Genomic DNA, 18,083 nt, shown 5'->3' with positions numbered 1-18,083 from the left:
GTACGCCCTGACGGAGACGGCCGAGACGACGGTCCAGCCCCACCGACCAGCAAGAAAGGCATACACATGACGCCATACGCGCGCCGCGGAGTGCACGGCCAGACCGTGGAGACCCTCGCCCGCCGAGTGCTCAGCGGCGAGATCCCCGAGGGAGCGACGCTCGACATGGCGGCCCTGCAGAGCGAGTTGGACGTCAGTCTGACGGCCCTGCGCGAATCGCTGAAGGTCCTCGCGGCCAAGGGCATGGTCGATGCCCGGCAGAAGCGCGGCACCTTCGTGCGGCCCCGCTCGGACTGGAACCTCCTCGACGCCGACGTGCTGCGCTGGCAGTTCTCCGAGGGCAGCGACACCGGCGCCGACCTGGCGCTGCTGCGCAACCTCGGCGAGGTCCGCGGCATCATCGAACCCGCCGCCGTACGGCTGGCCGCGGCCCGCCGCACCGACGCGGATCTGGAGCTGCTGGAGGCTGCGCTGACGGCCATGGGCGAGGAGGGCGGCGCGACGCACGCCGTCGAGGCCGACCTCGCCTTCCACCGGGCGCTGCTCGCGGCCACCCACAACGAACTGCTGGAACGCATGGAGATGGTCATCGAGTCGGGCCTGGCCCAGCGCGACCAGCTCGTGCACAGCGCCCCGCACAGCGAGGACCCGGTGCCCAGTCACCGTGCCGTCCTCGACGCCGTGCGCGACCGGGACCCGGACGCCGCGGAACACGCCATGCGCGCCCTGCTCGACCAGGCGACGCGCGACCTCGACAAGGTCAGCGGCCCGCAGGCGCCCGAGGGCGCGGACGGCTCCAACGAACAGAAGGACGGCCAGGCACAGTGAAGATCGCGCGCGTCGAGACCTTCCTCGTCCCGCCCCGCTGGCTGTTCTGCCGCATCGAGACCGACGACGGCGTCGTCGGCTGGGGCGAGCCGGTGGTGGAGGGCCGGGCCGAGGTGGTGCGGACCGCCGTGGAGGTGCTCGCCGAACACCTCGTGGGCCAGGACCCCCTGCGGATCCAGGACCACTGGCAGGTGCTCACCAAGGGCGGCTTCTACCGGGGCGGGCCTGTGCTCTCCAGTGCCGTGGCCGGCATCGACCAGGCCCTGTGGGACATCGCGGGCAAGGCCCTCGGGGTGCCGGTGCACACCCTGCTCGGCGGCCCCGTCCGCGACTCGGTCCGGGTGTACGCCTGGGTCGGCGGCGACGAGCCGGACCGGCTCAAGGAGGAGGTCACCGCCCAGGTGGAGGCGGGCTTCACGGCCGTCAAGATGAACGCCGCCGGGCGCACCCCGCCGCTCGGCAGCCCCGCCGAGACCGCCGCCGTCGTGGAGCGCGTCGCCGCCGCCCGGGAGGCCCTCGGCCCGCACCGGGACGTCGCGGTCGACTTCCACGGCCGTTTCACCGCCGCCAACGCGCGGCGCGTGCTGCACGAGATAGCCCCGCTGCACCCGCTGTTCGTCGAGGAGCCGGTCCTGCCCGAGCAGGCGCACCTGCTCCCGGGCCTGGTCGCGGCCTCGTCCGTGCCGCTCGCCACCGGTGAACGGCTCTACGGGCGGGCCGACTTCCTCCCGGCGCTGACGGCCGGCATCGCCGTGGCCCAGCCGGACCTGTCGCACGCCGGCGGGATATCGGAGGTCACCCGGATCGCCTCGCTCGCCGAGACGTTCGGCGCGCACCTGGCACCGCACTGCCCGCTCGGACCGATCGCCCTGGCCGCCAGCCTGCAGGTCGCCTTCGCCACCCCGAACTTCCTGATCCAGGAGCAGAGCCGGGGCATCCACTACAACAAGGACGCCGACCTGCTGTCCTACCTGGTCGACACCGAGCCCTTCCGGTTCGTCGACGGCCAGGCGCGCCGCACCGAACTGCCGGGACTCGGCGTCGCCGTGGACGAGGACGCGGTCCGCGCCGCGGACCGTTCCGGCCACGCCTGGCGCAACCCGGTCTGGCGGCACGCCGACGGCTCCTTCGCCGAATGGTGACCGGGAACCGGGTCCCGGTCTCCGTGGTCACCGACCCGGACCACGGCGGGCGCTGGACCTCGCTGACCGCGGGCGGCCGTGAATGGCTCTGGCACCGCGACGAGCCACGCCGCCCCGGGGTCCGGCCCGGAGACCCCTTCGCCGACGCCGGCGGCCTGGAGGAGTGCGTACCCACCGTGCGCGGGCTGCCCGACCACGGGGACGCCTGGTCACGGCCCTGGCGCCGGGAGGCGGAGGCGGAGGTCGTGGACTGCCCCGACTTCCGGCTGACCCGGCGCCTGAGCACGGAGGCGGGAGCCGCCGTCGTCGACTACACGCTCACCGCCGAGCCCGGCTACCGCTTCGTGTGGGCCGCCCACGCCCTGCTGGAACTCTCCCCGGACGCGTGGATCGGCATCGACGCGGCAGCGGAGACCCGGCTCTACCCGGACGAGGGCGCGGGGTGGATCACCGGCCGGTGGCCGCACGTCGAGGGCATCCCCCTCGACCGGCTCGGCCCGGACGACGGGACCGCCGTCGGGGCCGTCGTCCTCACCCCGCGGGTCACCGTGCACGACGGCCCCGACGCACTGCACCTGGCGGTCGAGGCCGGCGGCCGGCCCGTCGCGGTCGCGCTGTGGCGCAACCTCGGCGGCTTCCCGCAGGACGCGCCGTACCGCTCGATCGGCGTCGAGCCGATGCTCGGCCGCGTCTTCGACCGCACCGGGGCGGACGACGGCGACACGGTCGTCGTCCCGCCCTCCGGCGAGGTCGCCTGGCGGCTCACCGTCACCGCGGCCCGCCGCCCCTGAACACCCATCACCAGAAGGGATGTCGGATGGAACTGCTCGCCGCGCTGCGTGCCCACCGGCTGCTCGCCATCGTCCGCGGCAGCGACCCGGACGCCGCGCTGACCACCGTGCTCACCCTCGCCGAGGAGGGGATCACCCTCATCGAGGTGTCCCTCAGCGGACGTGACGCGCTCGACGTCATCGCCCGGGCACGCGCCGCGCTCGGCCCGGAGGCGACCCTCGGGGCCGGAACCGTGCTCAGCGCCGACGACGCACGGGACGCCCACAAGGCCGGCGCCGCCTTCCTCGTCACCCCCGCGGTCAGCGAGGGCATCGCCACCGGCCGGGAGCTCGGACTCCCGGTCCTCGCCGGGGTGATGACCCCCACCGACATCCTCCAGGCACTGCGGCTCGGCGCCGACGCCCTCAAGCTCTTCCCGGCCGGCAGCGCCGGCGGCCCCGGGTACCTGAAGGACCTGCGCGGCCCCTTCCCCGACCTGCCCTTCGTGCCCGTCGGGGGAGTGGACGCGCAGGCCGCCGCGGTGTACCTGCGGGGCGGCGCCGTCGCCGTCGGCGTCGGATCGCCCCTGATCGGTGACGCCGCCGAGGGCGGCAGCGTCACGGTGCTGCGCGAACGGGCCCGCACCTTCCTGGACGTCGTCCGCGCGGAGGACCGCCTGTGACCGCCACCGCGTCCCCGGCCGTCCTCGGGACCGACCGCCTCGAACTCGGCGAGGGCATCCGCTGGACGGACGGCCGCGCCGTGCTCACCGACATCCTCAGCGGCCGGCTGCTGGCCGCTTCCGACGGCCCCGCCGCTCCGCACACGTTGATCGCCCGACTGCCGTGCCCGCTGGGCGCGGTGGCGCCGGTCCAGGGCCGCCCCGGCCACTGGGTCGCGGCCGCGGGCACCGGCATCTGCCGCATCGACCCCGCGGGCCGGGCCGAGTGGATCGCCCGCCCCGAGGACGACGCCCCGGTGCCGATGCGGATGAACGACGGCGTCGCCGACCCGCACGGCCGCTTCTGGGCGGGCAGCATGGCCTACGACACCACCGAGGATGCCGGCTCGCTCTACCGCCTGGACCACGACGGCCGTGTCACGCGTGTGCTGCGGGACATCACGATCCCCAACGGGCCGGCCTTCACCGCCGACGGCACCGTCATGTACCTCGCCGACAGCGCCCGGGGCGTCATCCGTCGCTATCCGGTCGACCCCGCCAGTGGCGACCCCGGCACGCCGGACACCTTCGTCACCCTCGCCGACGGCAGCCCCGACGGCATGACGACCGACAGCGAGGGCGGGCTGTGGACCGCCGTCTGGGGCACCGGACAGGTCCACCGCTACCTCCCGGACGGCAGCCTCGACCGGATCGTCGACCTGCCCGCCGGACAGCCCGCCGGACTCTGCCTCGGCGGCCCCGACGGCCGGACCCTCCTCGTCACCAGCGCGCACATCGGCCTGGCCGCCCCGGGACCGCTCGACGGCGCCGTGTTCGCCGTCCGGGTGGACGTCCCCGGCGCACCGGCCGCCCCGTACCGCCCGGCGGACCGCGCCGACACCCCCTAGGGAGCCCCCATGAGCACCCCCCGGCCGCTGCGACCCGGACCCGTGGTCTGCGTCGGCGAGACCATGGCCGCCCTCGCCCCAGACCCCCTCGGGCCGCTCGACGACGCGGACCTGCTGCGCGTCGACATCGCGGGCGCCGAGTCCAACGTCGCGCTGTACCTCGCCGACCACGGCATCCCCGCCCGATGGGTCTCCGCGGTCGGCGACGACCCCTTCGGCCGGCGGGTCCGCGCGCGGATCGCCGCGGGCGGCGTCGACGTCACCGGGGTGCGCACCGACCCCGCACGGCCCACCGGGCTCCTGCTCAAGGACCCGGGAGCGCACGGCACCCGCGTCCACTACCACCGCGCGGGGTCCGCCGCCTCGGCGCTCACCCCCGACGTGCTCGACGACCCGGCCCTGGACGGAGCCGCGCTCGTCCACCTCAGCGGCATCACGCCCGCCCTCTCGCCCGGCTGCCACGCCCTCGTCGAACGGGCGCTGCGCCCCGACCGCCCGTGGCCCGTCAGCTTCGACGTCAACCACCGCCCCGCGCTGTGGACCGGCCGCTCCGCCGCGGACGTCCTGCGGCCGCTCGCCGACCGGGCCGACATCGTCCTCGTGGGTCTCGACGAGGCCCAGGCCCTGTGGGGCGGGGGGATCACCGACGCGCGCTCGGTCCGCGAGCTGCTGCCCGGGCCCGGTGTCCTCGTCGTCAAGGACGGGTCCCGCGCCGCCACGGCCTTCACCGGGACCGACGCGCACAGCGTGCCCGCCCTCACCGTCCGGGTGGCCGAGCCGGTCGGCGCCGGGGACGCCTTCGCCGCGGGCTTCCTCAGCGGTCTGCTGCGGGACCTGTCCGTGGAGCGGGCCCTGCGGCTCGGCCATCTGACCGCGGCCTCGGCCCTGCGTGTCCCGGCCGACCACGGGCCGCTGCCGGACCCCGCCGTCCTGGCCGCGCTGCTGGAGGCGGACGAGGAGACCTGGCGCACCGCCACGATCGGCTGAACCCTTCGGATGAGACCGTCCGGGGTGTCTCGTCCCGCAGGGTGACGTGTCGCGGCGGGCCCCCGGGTTACCGTGCGGCACATGGACACGGTCGATCTCACGGTCTACGGCGAGGAGTTCACCGCCGATCCCTATCCCGTCTACGCCAGGCTCCGCGAGAAGGGGCCGGTGCACCGCGTGCGCACCGCCGACGTCGGGGAGCTGTGGCTGATCGTCGGCCACGACCAGGCCCGGGCCGCGCTCGCCGACACCCGGTTCGCCAAGGACTCCCGCGCACTCGGGTGGACCTCCTACGACGAGGAACTCCTCGGCCGCCACATGCTCGTCTCCGACCCGCCGGAGCACACCCGGCTGCGCAAGCTGGTGGCCCGGGAGTTCACCGGGCGCCGGGTCGAGGAGCTGGCGCCGCGCGTGGAGGAGATCACGGCCGCGCTGCTGGACGCGATGCTGGCCCGTCCGGACGGCACCGCCGACCTCGTCGAGGCGCTCGCGTACCCGCTGCCCATCACGGTCATCTGCGAGCTGCTCGGGGTGCCCGACCTGGACCGGGCGGCCTTCCGCGCCTGGTCGAACGAGGTCGTCGCACCGACCGGGCCGGAGGCCGAGCGCAGGGCCTTCGAGGAACTCGCGGCCTACCTCCACGAGCTGATCGAGGACAAGCGCTGCGCGCCCGGCGACGACCTGATGAGCGCGCTCATCCGCACCACCTCCGAGGACGGCGACCGGCTCTCGCGCTCCGAACTCGGCGGCATGGCCTTCCTGCTGCTGATCGCCGGTCACGAGACGACGGTCAACCTGGTCTCCAACGGCGTCCGCGCGCTGCTCACCCATCCGGACCAACTGGCCCTCCTGCGGGCCGACATGAGCCTGATCGACGGCGCGGTGGAGGAGATGCTCCGCTACGACGGCCCGGTCGAGACCGCCACCTTCCGCTTCACGACCGAACCGGTCGACGTCGCCGGCACCGTCATCCCGGCCCGCGAACCCGTCCTCGTCGCCCTGGCCTCCGCCGACCGCGATCCGGACCGCTTCACCGAGGCCGACCGCTTCGACATCCGCCGGGACACCCGGGGCCACGTCGCCTTCGGGCACGGCCTGCACTACTGCCTCGGCGCCCCGCTCGCCCGCCTCGAAGGACGCATCGCCGTCCGTGCCCTCCTGGAACGCTGCCCCGACCTCGCGCTCGACGCCGATCCGGAGAAGCTGGACTGGCTGCCCGGCATGCTCATGCGCGGTGTGCGCCGGCTCCCCGTGCGCTTCACGCCCACGGTCCCCGGCTCGCCCGGCGCCTAGAATGTCGGTGCCCCTCACCAGGGCGTCCCCGCACGTCAGGCAGCACAGGAGAACACCGTGACCGTCGTCGCCGTCCCCGGTTCGAAGTCCGTCACCGCCCGGGCGTTGTTCCTGGCGGCGGCGGCCGAGGGGACGACCACACTGCGGCGGCCGCTGCTCTCCGACGACACCGACGGCTTCGCGGAGGGGTTGTTCCGGCTCGGCTACCGCGTGGACCGCGGCCCGGACGTATGGCGCGTCGAAGGACGCCCCGCCGGACCCGCGGTCCCCGAGGCGGACGTCTACTGCCGCGACGCCGCCACCGCGGCCCGGTTCCTGCCGGCGCTCGCCGCGGCCGGGCACGGCACCTACCGCTTCGACGCCTCCGCCCAGATGCGCCGCCGTCCCGTCGCCCCGCTCACCACCGCCCTGCGGACGCTCGGTGTCGACCTGCGCCACGAGGAGGCGGAGGGCCACCTGCCGCTGACCGTCGCCGCCGACGGCATCGAGGGCGGCGCGCTCGACCTCGACGCGAGCCTGTCCTCGCAGTTCCTCACCGCACTGCTCCTCGCCGGCCCGCTCATGCGCAAGGGGCTGCGCGTCAACGTCACCGGGCTGGTCTCCGTCCCCTACGTCGAGATCACCATCGCCATGATGCGATCCTTCGGCGTCGAGGTCGGCCGCGAGGGCAGCGTGCTCGTCGTCCCGCCCGGCGGCTACCGTGCCGCGGACTACGCCGTCGAGCCCGACGCCTCCACCTCGAGCTACTTCTTCGCCGCGGCCGCCCTGACCGGCCGTGAGGTCACCGTTCCCGGCCTGGGCACCGGAGCGCTCCAGGGCGACCTGGGCTTCGTCGACGTCCTGCGCCGCATGGGGGCCCGCGTCGAGACCGGTGCCGACGCCACCACCGTCTCCGGCACCGGCACCCTGCGCGGGATCACCACGACCATGCGGGACATCTCCGACACGATGCCGACGCTCGCCGCGATCGCGCCGTTCGCCGACGGCCCGGTCCGCATCGAGGACGTCTACAACACCCGGGTGAAGGAGTGCGACCGCCTGGAGGTCTGCGCGGCCAACCTGCGCCGTCAGGGCGTCCGGGTGGAGACCGGCCGCGACTGGATCGAGATCCACCCCGGCACCCCCGCCCCGGTCGAGATCGCCTGCCACGGCGACCACCGCATCGCGATGAGCTTCGCCGTCGCCGCGCTCCGCACGGAGGGGGTGACCTTCGACGAGCCCGGCTGCGTGAAGAAGACCTTCCCCGAGTTCCACGAGGTGTTCGGCGCGCTGCGCGAGGAGTGGGGCCTGTAGCCGTGGGCCGCACCGGCCCGCCGCCGTGAGGATCTTCCCGTCCGTCTTCGTGTCCGTCTTCCTGTCCATCTCGGTCGTCCTCTCCCCGTGACGGCCCTGACGGCCGCGATGGCCGTGCTCCCGTGACGGCCCTTCGAACCGGGAAACCGCCGCCGCCGCGGATCGCGTTGCACGGCCACGCGGAATTAACCGGATGCGGTGAATGGCATGCCCTGCGAAGCTGCGCCGATGGACCGACGCCGCATCTCGCGCATCGCGCACACCCACCACCCCATCGCCGCACCGTTGGACGACGCGACCGTGCGCCGTCTGCTCGGCAGGGCGCTGCGCCGCGGCGACGAGCGCGTCCTCGACCTCGGCTGCGGGGAGGGCGCCTGGCTGCTGCGGGCCCTCGACGGCCGCCCGGGCGTCACCGCGGAGGGCGTCGACCTGGACACCGGGGCACTGCGGAAGGCGGTCCGCGAGGCTGCCGCGCTCGACGTCGGCGACCGGCTGACCCTCCAAGAACAGGACGCGGGCGACTTCACCTCGCCGCACCCCTTCGACGTCGTGCTCAGCGTCGGCGCCGCACACGCCTTCGGCGGCCTCCTGCCGACCCTCGACGCGGCCCGCGCCCAGCTCGCCCCCGGGGGCACCGTGATCGTCGGCGACGCCTTCTGGGAGCGCGAACCCACCCCGGAACTCGTCGAGATGCTGGGGGAGTACGAGGACCTGGCGAGCACCGTGGACCGGATCGTCGCGGACGGCTGGACCCCGGTCCTCGCCCACGTCAGCACCGTCCGCGAGTGGGACGACTACGAGTGGTCCTGGACCGGCTCCCTCGCCGAGTGGGCCCTGGACCACCCTGCCGATCCCGACAGCGGCGCCGCCCTCGAAGCCGCCGCCGTCCACCGCGCCGAGTGGCTGCACGGCTACCGGGGCACGCTCGGCTTCGTCACGCTGCTGCTGCGCCGCACGACCTCCTGAGCGTCACCGCTCAGAAGGCCTGCGCTTCCGCCGGCCGGGAACGGAAGCTCGCCACCACGATGTGGAGGCTGACGACCAGCGCCCACAGGGGGAAGACCAGTTCGGCCAACGGCACGTTCGGCACCACGAACAGCAGGGTGACGCCGACGAGGTACCCCAGCAGCACCAGCCAGCGCGGGAACGTCCCCAGCCGCAGCGCGACGGTGGAGGCCGACAGCACGAACACCGCGGCCATCCGCATGGAGTACGTCGTCAGCAGGCTGTAGGTGAGGTGCTGCCCGAAGTACGACAACTCGGCCCGCGGGGGGCCGGGCGAGGCGACCTCCGTGGTGGCCAGCAGGCTGCCGGCCGCCGCGGCGGCGCCGAAGAGCGTCGCGACGAACACCAGGCCGCTGCCGAGGAACACCGTCGAGAGGAACTTGTCCTCGCCCGGGCCGACGTGCGCGCGCACCGCGCCCATGAACCAGAGGAAGAAGATGCCGGCGAAGGGTATGAGGGCCAGCGCCGTCTGGACCCCGCTGCGCGAGGAGAGGGTGAGGGGCGAGCTGGTCAGCACGCCCTCACCGCTGGGGATGGAGGCCCGGACCAGGACGATGGCGGCGCCGATCAGCACCGCGAAAGCGATCCCCACCAGCCCCGCCGCTCGAGGCGTGCGCAGCGCCTGGACCTTCATCGCCATGAAAGGTTCTTCCCTCGTGGACAGCCGGGACCGACTCATCCCAGGAAGCACCGGCGTACGTGATCACGCCACCCGGGGCGGACCGCGGGGGTGACGTGCCCACGGCGCCCCGTGCGGTCACCCCGCGCGCTTGCGGGCGCGCTCCGCGACCTCGGTCATCTCGGCGATCGTGACCGGCCGCCGCTCCTTGCGCGAGACCTCGCACGCCTCGGCCACAAGCAGCGCGTCGAGCGCCTCGCGCCCCTCGTAGGGGTTCTCCGACCGGCCCGCCACCACCTGCACGAAGGCGTCGATCTCCGCCCGGTACGCGTCCCCGAAGCGGTCCACGAACCCCGTCCACGGATCCGGCACGCCCGGCGCCGCGCCAGGTTCCACCGACGTGACCGGTGTACGGGGGCCTACGCCGACCGCGATCTGGTCCAGTGAACCGGCGAGTTCCATGCGGATGTCGTAGCCGGCGCCGTTGTAGCGGGTGGAGGTGGCGGTCGCGAGGGTGCCGTCGTCGAGGGTGAGGAGCGCCGCCGCGGTGTCCACGTCGCCCGCCTCACGGAAGAAGTCGGCCCCGCCGTTGGCGCCCATGGCGTACACCTCGACGACCTCACGGCCGGTCACCCACCGCACCGCGTCGAAGTCGTGGATCAGGCAGTCCCGGTAGAGCCCGCCGGACAGCGGCACGAACTCCGGCGGCGGGGGCGCCATGTCGGAGGTCAGGGCCCGTACGGTGTGCAGCCGTCCGAGGCGGCCGGCCCGGACCGCCTCGCGGGCGGCGCGGTAGCCGGGGTCGAAGCGGCGCTGGAATCCCATCTGGAGGACGGAGCCGGCCTCCTCGACCTCACGCAGGGCGGTGACCGTGGACTCCAGGTCGAGGGCGACCGGCTTCTCGCAGTACGCCGGGAGCCCGGCCCGCACGGCGCGGGAGATCAGCCCGGCGTGGGCGGAGGTCGCCGAGGCGATGACGACCGCGTCCGCGCCGCCCGCGAACGCCGCGTCGACCGAACTCGCCGCCCGCGCACCGGTACCGAGCCGTGCGGCGGCCTCGGCGGCCCGCGCGGCGTCGGCGTCCGCGAGGACCAGCTCGGAGACCTCGGGGTGTGCGTGGAGGGTGGCCGCGTGGAAGGAACCGAGGCGCCCGACACCGAAGAGGACGACGCGCATGTACGGGGTGCCTTTCTCACGGGTGCGGTGGAGGCGCGGGCAGGGCGGCCAGGGAGTAACCGCCCCACCCGCGCCGGATCCGGGGTGACCGGGGACGTGCGTCCCTCAGTGGTAGAACGCCGGCCGGTCGACCAGCTCGACCTCGACGCGTCCGCCGGTGCTCTGCGAGCGGACACCGGCCTCGCAGATCGCCGCCGCGGCGTAGCCGTCCCACGCGCTCGGGCCGGTGACCTCACCGCGCCGGGTGGCGTCGACCCACGCCTGGACCTCGCGGTCGTAGGCGTCGGCGAAGCGCTCCACGAAGTCCTGGGCGATCGTGCCGCCCCAGCGGCCCGCGGTGTTGACGAGCAGGTCGTGCGCGTCGCCGATGCGGGCGCTGCCGCACTCGCAGACCGCCTCGGCCTGCACCTGGTAGCCGAAACCGCAGTTGAGGAAGACCTCGACGTCGACGACGGCCCCGCCGTCGGTCTCGAAGACCACGAACTGGGGGTCGTCCAGGCCCTCGGGCGCGTTCGAGGACGGGCGCGGGCGCAGCACCGTCACGGCGGTGATCTCCTGGCCGAGCAACCAGCGGGTCACGTCCATCTCGTGCACGAGCGAGTCGTTGACGAGGTTGGCGTTGGTGAAGCCGGCAGGGATGCTCGCGTTGCGGTGCCGGTTGTGCAGCATCAGTGTCCGGCCCAGCTCACCGCTGTCCAGCAGGGCCTTGAGCTTCGTGTACTCCGCGTCGTAGCGCCGCATGAAGCCGACCTGCACCCGCCGGTGTCCCAGCCTCTGCTCGGCCTCCATCACGCGCAGCGCCGAGGCGGCGTCCGGCGTGAGCGGCTTCTCGCACAGCACGGGCAGGTCGTGCTCGAAGGTGGCGAGCAGCGCCGCCTCGTGGGCGGGGCCGGGGGAGGCGATGAGGACGGCGTCCACGTCGGGCGCGGCCATCGCCGCGGCGGGGTCGGTGTAGGCCGTGCAGCCCTCGATGCCGTCGGCGACCGCCTTCACCCGCTCGGCGTCGACGTCGACGACGGCGGTCACCCGGGCGCCGCTCACGACGTCGTTGATGCGGCGTACGTGGTCGGCACCCATCTTGCCGGTGCCGATGACGGCGACCCCGAGCGGTCCGTGCTGCGTCATGATCCGTGTCTTCCCTTTCGTGGGCGGTGCGTCAGGCACCGCAGGAGCGCAGGAACTTCCGGGTGCGCTGCGCGATGGGCAGCGGCCGCTCCGGCTCGCAGGGGTACATGTCCTGCTCGACGATGGCGAAGAGGTCCACGCCCAGGCCCTGCGCGGCGGCCAGCACGGGCTCCAGGGCGGGCACCCCGGCCGGCGGCTCGCACATGACCCCGCGCTGCACGGCCGGGCCGAAGGGGATCCCGTTCTTGACGACGTCGGCGAGGATCTCCGGGTCGACCTGCTTCAGGTGCAGGTAGCCGATCCGCTCCCCGTAGGTCTCGATGAGCTTGACGCTGTCGCCGCCGCAGTAGGCGTAGTGGCCGGTGTCCAGGCAGAGGCTGACCAGACCGGGGTCGGTGGCGTCGAGGAAGCGCTCGACGTGCTCCTCGGTGTCGATGTGCGTGTCGGCGTGCGGGTGGACCACGATGTCCAGGCCGTACGTGTCGCGGACCTGGCGGCCCAGGCGCTCCATGCCGGTCGCGAGGTGTCCCCACTGCTCGGCGGTGAGCTCGCGCGGCTCGATGACCTCGGCGGTCTTGTCGTCGCGCCAGAAGGACGGGATGACCACCAGGTGACCGGCGTCCATGGCCTGGGCGAGGGCGGCGACCTGGCCGACGTGCTCCCACGTGGCGTCCCACACCGAGGGCCCGCGGTGCAGGGAGGTGAAGACGGTGCCCGCGGAGACCTTCAGGCCGCGGCGCGCGGTCTCCTCGGTGAGCCGGGCGGGGTCGGTCGGCAGGTAGCCGTACGGGCCGAGCTCGATCCACTCGTAGCCCGACTCGGAGACCTCGTCCAGGAAGCGCCGCCAGGGCACCTGCTGCGGGTCGTCGGGGAACCAGACGCCCCACGAGTCGGGCGCGGAGCCGATCCGGATCCGGTCCAGAACGGGGGAGGGGGCAGTCATGAGGAGGGCTCCTCTCACCGGTCGCCGCGGACCGGTCGTGGTTCGGTAGGGCGGCCCGTCAGGGCGGTGGTACGGATGCCCGCGAAGCTCCGTGGTCCCGCTGGAAGCTTCGCCGTCCGGCCGGGCAGCCGTCAAGAGTTAGTCCTGACATACGGACGTCATGTCAGAGTGGAACGGGGGCTGGGCGGCCCCTCACGGGGAGGGGCGGCCCTCGCCCAGGTCCTCCGGTCCGGGCAGTTCCTCCACGTCGACGCCGCGGACCTGGGCGAGTTCGTGCTTGAGCGCGGCCAGCTCGGCGCCGCCGGCCATGTGGTGGGTCAGCTCCTCCAGGGAGACCTCGTCGCGGTCCGCGCTCAGCTCCAGGGTGCCCAGCCGCAGCACCGAGAAGTGGTCGCCCACCATGAAGGCGTGGTGCGGATTGTGGGTGATGAAGATGACGCCCAGACCCCGGTCGCGTGCGGCCGCGATGTACTTCAGGACGACACCCGACTGCTTGACGCCCAGCGCCGCGGTCGGCTCGTCCAGGATCAGCACCCGCGCGCCGAAGTGGACCGCGCGGGCGATGGCCACGGACTGCCGCTGGCCGCCGGAGAGGGTGCCGATGGGCTGTTCCAGGTCGTCCAGGACGATGCCCATCGCCCGCAGTTCCTCGTCCGCGGTCCGTTTCATCCGGGCGATGTCCAGGCGCCGTACGGGCCGGGGGCCGCGGGTCAGTTCGGAGCCGAGGAAGAAGTTCCGCCAGACCGGCATCAGCGGGACGGTCGCCAGGTCCTGGTAGACGGCGGCGATGCCGCGGTCCAGGGCCTCGCGCGGGGTGTTCAGCCGTACGGGTGCGCCGTCGATGCGGAACTCGCCCTCGGTGTGCTGGTGCAGCCCGGAGACGATCTTGATCAGGGTGGACTTGCCCGCGCCGTTGTCGCCGAGGACGCAGGTGACCTGTCCCGGCCGGACGGCCAGGTCGACCCCGTGCAGGGCGCGGACGTTGCCGTAGCTCTTGCCCACCCGGTCCAGTTCGACGACGGGCCCGGGGACGGCGGCGGTGCCGTCGGGGTCGGTGGTGGTGGCGGTGGTCATCGGGCTCACCTCCGGGTCGCCGTGCGGCGGACCCACAGATTGACGAGGGTCGCGATCAGGAGCATCACGCCGAGGAAGAACTTGAACCAGTCGGGGTTCCAGTTGGCGTACACGATGCCCTGGGAGACCATCCCGAAGATGAAGGCGCCGATCACCGAGCCGATCGCCGAACCGTAGCCGCCGGTGAGCAGGCAGCCGCCGATGACCGCCGCGATGATGTACAGGAACTCGTTGCCGACGCCTTCGCCCGACTGCACCGCGTTGAACGAGAACAGCAGGTGCATGCCGGTGAACCAGGCCCCGAAGCCCACGGCCATGAACAGCGCGATCTTGGTGAAGGCCACCGGTACGCCGACCGCCCGCGCGCTGTCCTTGTTGCCGCCGACCGCGAAGGTCCAGTTGCCGAACCTGGTGCGCAGCAGCACCCAGGTGGCCAGCGCCGCGAAGCCGAGCCACCACAGCACCGTCACCTTGAGCTGGACCCCGCCGATGCCGATCTCCGAGGCGAACAGTGCGCGCGCCTGGTCGAAGCCGTCCATGTCGCTGATGGAGTCGGTGGCGACGTTGCCGGTGAAGATCTTGGTGACCGCAAGGTTGAGGCCCTGCAGCATCAGGAAGGTGGCCAGGGTGATGAGGAAGCTGGGCAGCCCGGTCTTCACCAGCATGTAGCCGTTGAGCGCCCCGATGCCCAGGGACACCACCAGGGCGACGGCCACCCCGGTCCACACGTTCATGCTCAACTGGAAGCTGAACATGCTCGCGGTCAGCGCCGACGCGGTGACCGCGACGCCGGCCGAGAGGTCGAACTCGCCGCCGATCATCAGCAGGGCCACGGGCAGCGCCATGATGCCCATCACCGACGCCTGGTAGAGCACGGTCGCCAGCGAGCCCGCCTCGCGGAAGGACGGCGCCACCGCGAAGAAGAAGAGGTAGACCGCGACGGCGGCGATCAGCGCGCCGATCTCCGGGCGGGCCAGCGTCCTGCGCAGCAGCGAGCGTTCGGAGGTGCGGCCGTCCGTCTTGGAGGCGGGCGCCGCGGGTGGTGAGGGGGACGCCGCTGGGGCGGCTGCCTGGGACACAGGGATCACCGGGTGCCCTTCGCGGCGAACGAGGCCACGGACTCGACGTTGTCCTTGTCGACGAAGGCCGGGCCGGTCAGCACCGGGGCGACGCCTCCGCCGCTGACGTTGCCGTTGGTCTTGTACAGCCACAGGGAGTCGACGGAGAGGTAGCCCTGCAGGTAGGGCTGCTGGTCGACGGCGAACTGCACACCACCGTCCTGGACGGCCTTGACCAGGTCCTTGTTGAGGTCGAACGTGCCGACCTTGGCCTTGCTCCCGGCGTCCGCGACCGACTGGACGGCCGTGAGGGCGAAGGGCGCGCCCAGGGTGACGACGTAGTCGATGCCGGAGTCCTGCTTGAGCTTCGCCGTGATCGTGGACTTCACCGACGGCATGTCCGTGCCGTTGACGTAGAGGTTCTCGGTCTTCCCCTTGAAGGTCTTCTTCACGCCGGCGCAGCGGGCCTCCAGGGCGACGTGGCCCTGTTCGTGGATCACGCAGATGTTGTGCTGGGCGCCGAGGTCGTTGAGCTTGTTGCCCAGCGCCTCGCCGGCGACGCTCTCGTCCTGCCCGAAGTACTCCAGCAGTCCCTGGTCCTTCCAGTCGTCCAGACCCGCGTTGAAGCCGACCACCGGGATGCCCGCGGCCTCGGCCTTGGCGACGACGTCCTTCATCGCGTCGGGCTTGGCCAGGGTGACGGCTATCCCGTCGACCTTCTGGTCGATCGCGTTCTGGATCAGGTTGGCCTGGGTCGCCGCGTTGGGGTCGTTGGAGTAGATGAGCTCCACGTTGTCCTTGGCGGCGGCGGCCTGGGCGCCCTTGCGGATCAGGTCCCAGAAGGTGTCACCGGGGGCGGCGTGGGTGACCATCGCGATCTTCATCCGCGGGGTGCCGGCCTTGCCCGCGGCGGGGGCGTCCGCCGACTCCTCGGCCTTCTTCCCGCCCGAGCTGCTGGAACAGCCCGCTGCGAGGAGGACCGCCGCGGCGGAGAGGGCCGCGACGGCGGAGATCCGACGGTTTCTGCGAGAGCGTTCCATGTTCCTGCACCTCACTGCGGTGGGAGGGAGAAGGGGACGGACGTGTTCACATGGCCGGGTGCTGCACGGGAGCAAACCCCTCCCCGGGGCCCCTGTCAAGACTTTGTCAAGACATCAATTCATCTCGACGTAACGACAAGGTAACGACCCGGACTTCCGGCGGGCGGTACGTTCGTATGTAAGGACATAGTGTTGACATCGCGCGACCGGGCGGGCTAGACCTGACAGGGCCGCAGAGCGACCCCCCGGTGACGCACGACGAGGAGTCACGCCCATGACCGAGCCGTACGACCTGATCACGATGGGCCGGATCGGGGTGGACCTCTACCCCCTGCAGACCGGTGTGCCGCTGCCCCAGGTCGAGACGTTCGGCAAGTTCCTCGGCGGCTCCGCCACCAACGTCGCGGTCGCCGCGGCCCGCCTCGGCCGCAGCACCGCCGTCATCACCCGCACCGGCGACGACCCCTTCGGCGCCTACTGCCACCAGGCCCTCAAGGAGTTCGGGGTCGACGACCGCTACGTCACCCCCGTCGCCGCGTACCCGACGCCGGTCACCTTCTGCGAGATCTTCCCGCCGGACGACTTCCCGCTCTACTTCTACCGGCTCCCCAAGGCCCCCGACCTCGAGATCCACGCCGCCGAACTGGACCTCGACGCCGTCCGGACCGCCCGCATCTTCTGGATGACCGGGACCGGCCTGTGCGCGGAGCCCAGCCGCACCGCCACCCTCGCCGCCCTCGAGGCCAGGGCGCGGCGCGGCACCACCGTCTTCGACCTCGACTGGCGCCCCATGTTCTGGAAGGACCCGGACGAGGCCCGTCCCCACTACGCACGGGCGCTGGCCTCGGCCACCGTCGCCGTCGGCAACCTCGACGAGTGCGAGATCGCCACGGGGGTGCGCGAACCACGCGCCGCGGCCGAGGCGCTGCTCGCCGCCGGTGTCGAACTGGCCGTCGTCAAGCAGGGCCCCAAGGGCGTCCTGGCCGTCCACCGCGACGGCAGTACCGCAGAGGTCCCGCCGGTGCCCGTCGAAGTGGTCAACGGGCTCGGCGCGGGCGACGCCTTCGGCGGCTCCCTCTGCCACGGGCTGCTCGCCGGCTGGGACCTGGAGCGGATCATGCGCCACGCCAACGCCGCCGGCGCGATCGTGGCGTCGCGCCTGGCCTGCTCCTCCGCGATGCCCACCGCGTCGGAGGTCCAGGACCTCCTCGACCGCGGCTGACGGTCCGTTCTCTGCCCGAAAGTGAGCTCCTCTTGAGCATCAGCATCTCCGACCTGGTGAAGGTGCGGACCCACCACCCCGAGGCGATCGCCGAGGCCGCCGCCCGCCGCGTCCGCCGCCCGCTCGTCGGCGACAGCGGCCGGCTGATGATCGTGGCCGCGGACCACCCAGCGCGGGGCGCGTTCGCCGTGGGCGACCGGGAGTTCGCCATGGCCAACCGCGTCGACCTGCTGGAGCGGCTGTGCACCGCGCTCTCCCGCCCCGGCGTGGACGGGGTCCTCGGCACCGCGGACATCCTGGAGGACCTGCTGCTGCTCGGCGCGCTCGAGGGCAAGGTCGTCATGGGGTCGATGAACCGCGGGGGCCTCGCCGGCGCATCCTTCGAGCTCGACGACCGCTTCACCGGCCACCGCGCCCAGGACATAGCCCGGCTCGGCTTCGACGCGGGCAAGCTGCTGCTGCGCATCAGCTACGAGGACAGCGGCTCGCTGAGCACCATGGTCGCCACCGCCCGCGCCATCGACGACATGGCCGAGCACCGGCTCCCGGTCTTCGTCGAGCCCTTCATATCCCGCCGCGTCGACGGCAGGGTGCGCAACGACCTGAGCGCGGAGGCCGTCACCAAGTCCATCGCCATCGCCTCCGGGCTCGCCGGGACCTCCGCCTACACCTGGCTCAAGGTGCCCGTCACCGATGACGTCGACGACATGGCCACCGTCATGGAGACCTCCACCCTCCCCGCCGTCCTGCTCGGGGGGGAGGTGGGCAGGGAACAGGACGCGGTCTACGAGAAGTGGCGCAAGGCGCTGCGCCTGCCCACCGTCCAGGGCCTGGTCGTCGGCCGCACCCTCCTCTACCCGGCGGAGGGCGGTGTGGAGACCGCCGTCGACACCGCCGTCGGCCTGCTGTGACGTCCCGGTCGAACCGCGAGAAGTGCG

At 73.0% G+C, this 18,083-nt stretch carries 18 protein-coding genes; 11 read left to right on the top strand and 7 right to left on the bottom strand.

Annotated elements, in window-relative coordinates:
- Nucleotides 1–66: 66 nt before the first annotated feature.
- From PV350_RS09355 to PV350_RS09315, 9 genes are all read left to right on the top strand, one after another.
- The gene (locus PV350_RS09355; protein WP_499514755.1) at nt 67–828 is read left to right on the top strand and encodes a FadR/GntR family transcriptional regulator; all 762 of its coding nucleotides are present in this window, start codon (nt 67–69) and stop codon (nt 826–828) included.
- Nucleotides 825–1,970: a galactonate dehydratase gene (gene dgoD, locus PV350_RS09350; RefSeq protein WP_500333356.1), complete on the top strand. Its 1,146-nt coding sequence runs from the start codon at nt 825–827 to the stop codon at nt 1,968–1,970. The genes PV350_RS09355 and dgoD overlap by 4 nt, the downstream gene beginning before the upstream one ends.
- Nucleotides 1,964–2,761, top strand: a complete 798-nt coding sequence (locus tag PV350_RS09345) for a hypothetical protein (RefSeq protein WP_500333355.1) — start codon at nt 1,964–1,966, stop codon at nt 2,759–2,761. Before dgoD ends, PV350_RS09345 begins: the two co-directional genes overlap by 7 nt.
- A 26-nt stretch (nt 2,762–2,787) precedes the next feature.
- The gene (locus PV350_RS09340) at nt 2,788–3,423 is read left to right on the top strand and encodes a bifunctional 4-hydroxy-2-oxoglutarate aldolase/2-dehydro-3-deoxy-phosphogluconate aldolase (protein WP_500333354.1); all 636 of its coding nucleotides are present in this window, start codon (nt 2,788–2,790) and stop codon (nt 3,421–3,423) included.
- Nucleotides 3,420–4,310, top strand: a complete 891-nt coding sequence (locus PV350_RS09335) for an SMP-30/gluconolactonase/LRE family protein (RefSeq protein ID WP_500333353.1) — start codon at nt 3,420–3,422, stop codon at nt 4,308–4,310. The genes PV350_RS09340 and PV350_RS09335 overlap by 4 nt, the downstream gene beginning before the upstream one ends.
- A gap of 9 nt (nt 4,311–4,319) precedes the next feature.
- Nucleotides 4,320–5,297, top strand: coding sequence for a sugar kinase (locus PV350_RS09330; RefSeq protein WP_499514760.1), 978 nt, complete (start codon nt 4,320–4,322; stop codon nt 5,295–5,297).
- An 81-nt stretch (nt 5,298–5,378) separates the two neighbouring features.
- Nucleotides 5,379–6,590, top strand: a complete 1,212-nt coding sequence (locus PV350_RS09325; protein WP_499514761.1) for a cytochrome P450 family protein — start codon at nt 5,379–5,381, stop codon at nt 6,588–6,590.
- Between the two features lie 57 nt (nt 6,591–6,647).
- Nucleotides 6,648–7,883, top strand: coding sequence for a 3-phosphoshikimate 1-carboxyvinyltransferase (aroA, locus tag PV350_RS09320; RefSeq protein WP_499514762.1), 1,236 nt, complete (start codon nt 6,648–6,650; stop codon nt 7,881–7,883).
- Between the two features lie 228 nt (nt 7,884–8,111).
- Nucleotides 8,112–8,849 (top strand): SAM-dependent methyltransferase, encoded by a 738-nt coding sequence (locus tag PV350_RS09315; RefSeq protein WP_500333352.1) that lies wholly within the window; start codon nt 8,112–8,114, stop codon nt 8,847–8,849.
- A gap of 10 nt (nt 8,850–8,859) precedes the next feature.
- On the opposite strand, the gene PV350_RS09310 is transcribed toward PV350_RS09315, so the two are convergent.
- From PV350_RS09310 to PV350_RS09280, 7 genes are all read right to left on the bottom strand, one after another.
- Entirely contained in the window at nt 8,860–9,528 is a 669-nt protein-coding gene (locus PV350_RS09310; RefSeq protein ID WP_499514764.1) for a hypothetical protein, read from the bottom strand.
- A gap of 117 nt (nt 9,529–9,645) precedes the next feature.
- A complete protein-coding gene (locus PV350_RS09305; protein WP_500333351.1) occupies nt 9,646–10,683 on the bottom strand; it encodes a Gfo/Idh/MocA family protein in 1,038 nt (345 codons plus the stop codon).
- Nucleotides 10,684–10,788: 105 nt separating this feature from the next.
- Entirely contained in the window at nt 10,789–11,808 is a 1,020-nt protein-coding gene (locus tag PV350_RS09300; RefSeq protein WP_500333350.1) for a Gfo/Idh/MocA family protein, read from the bottom strand.
- A gap of 31 nt (nt 11,809–11,839) precedes the next feature.
- Nucleotides 11,840–12,751 carry a sugar phosphate isomerase/epimerase family protein gene (locus PV350_RS09295; RefSeq protein ID WP_499514767.1) on the bottom strand — a complete coding sequence of 304 codons (912 nt, stop codon included), beginning with the start codon at nt 12,749–12,751 and terminating at the stop codon, nt 11,840–11,842.
- Between the two features lie 192 nt (nt 12,752–12,943).
- A complete protein-coding gene (locus tag PV350_RS09290; RefSeq protein WP_499514768.1) occupies nt 12,944–13,825 on the bottom strand; it encodes an ATP-binding cassette domain-containing protein in 882 nt (293 codons plus the stop codon).
- Between the two features lie 5 nt (nt 13,826–13,830).
- A complete protein-coding gene (locus PV350_RS09285) occupies nt 13,831–14,913 on the bottom strand; it encodes an ABC transporter permease (RefSeq protein ID WP_499514769.1) in 1,083 nt (360 codons plus the stop codon).
- Nucleotides 14,910–15,923: a sugar ABC transporter substrate-binding protein gene (locus PV350_RS09280; protein WP_499514770.1), complete on the bottom strand. Its 1,014-nt coding sequence runs from the start codon at nt 15,921–15,923 to the stop codon at nt 14,910–14,912. Before PV350_RS09280 ends, PV350_RS09285 begins: the two co-directional genes overlap by 4 nt.
- 274 nt (nt 15,924–16,197) lie before the next feature.
- Between PV350_RS09280 and iolC the strand changes: the two genes are divergently transcribed.
- Both iolC and PV350_RS09270 read left to right on the top strand, forming a co-directional pair.
- Nucleotides 16,198–17,145, top strand: coding sequence for a 5-dehydro-2-deoxygluconokinase (iolC, locus tag PV350_RS09275; protein ID WP_500333349.1), 948 nt, complete (start codon nt 16,198–16,200; stop codon nt 17,143–17,145).
- Nucleotides 17,146–17,177: 32 nt separating this feature from the next.
- The gene (locus tag PV350_RS09270) at nt 17,178–18,056 is read left to right on the top strand and encodes a Cgl0159 family (beta/alpha)8-fold protein (RefSeq protein WP_499514772.1); all 879 of its coding nucleotides are present in this window, start codon (nt 17,178–17,180) and stop codon (nt 18,054–18,056) included.
- The last annotated feature ends 27 nt before the right edge of the window (nt 18,057–18,083 follow it).

This window comes from Streptomyces sp. PA03-6a (genome assembly GCF_033792765.1).
In the GTDB taxonomy this organism is placed as follows: domain Bacteria; phylum Actinomycetota; class Actinomycetes; order Streptomycetales; family Streptomycetaceae; genus Actinacidiphila.
Note: the sequence above shows the minus strand (reverse complement) of the source record. Positions and strands in the feature narration are given on the sequence as shown.

Excerpts from the sequence above, each read along its gene's own strand:
- PV350_RS09305 (WP_500333351.1), bottom strand. The coding sequence starts at position 10,683 with ATGCGCGTCGTCCTCTTCGGTGTCGGGCGCCTCGGTTCCTTCCACGCG.
- PV350_RS09295 (WP_499514767.1), bottom strand. The coding sequence starts at position 12,751 with ATGACTGCCCCCTCCCCCGTTCTGGACCGGATCCGGATCGGCTCCGCG.
- PV350_RS09300 (WP_500333350.1), bottom strand. The coding sequence starts at position 11,808 with ATGACGCAGCACGGACCGCTCGGGGTCGCCGTCATCGGCACCGGCAAG.
- PV350_RS09290 (WP_499514768.1), bottom strand. The coding sequence starts at position 13,825 with ATGACCACCGCCACCACCACCGACCCCGACGGCACCGCCGCCGTCCCC.
- PV350_RS09330 (WP_499514760.1), top strand. The coding sequence starts at position 4,320 with ATGAGCACCCCCCGGCCGCTGCGACCCGGACCCGTGGTCTGCGTCGGC.
- PV350_RS09345 (WP_500333355.1), top strand. The coding sequence starts at position 1,964 with ATGGTGACCGGGAACCGGGTCCCGGTCTCCGTGGTCACCGACCCGGAC.
- PV350_RS09340 (WP_500333354.1), top strand. The coding sequence starts at position 2,788 with ATGGAACTGCTCGCCGCGCTGCGTGCCCACCGGCTGCTCGCCATCGTC.
- PV350_RS09280 (WP_499514770.1), bottom strand. The coding sequence starts at position 15,923 with ATGGAACGCTCTCGCAGAAACCGTCGGATCTCCGCCGTCGCGGCCCTC.
- PV350_RS09315 (WP_500333352.1), top strand. The coding sequence starts at position 8,112 with ATGGACCGACGCCGCATCTCGCGCATCGCGCACACCCACCACCCCATC.
- PV350_RS09310 (WP_499514764.1), bottom strand. The coding sequence starts at position 9,528 with ATGGCGATGAAGGTCCAGGCGCTGCGCACGCCTCGAGCGGCGGGGCTG.
- PV350_RS09355 (WP_499514755.1), top strand. The coding sequence starts at position 67 with ATGACGCCATACGCGCGCCGCGGAGTGCACGGCCAGACCGTGGAGACC.
- iolC (WP_500333349.1), top strand. The coding sequence starts at position 16,198 with ATGACCGAGCCGTACGACCTGATCACGATGGGCCGGATCGGGGTGGAC.
- PV350_RS09325 (WP_499514761.1), top strand. The coding sequence starts at position 5,379 with ATGGACACGGTCGATCTCACGGTCTACGGCGAGGAGTTCACCGCCGAT.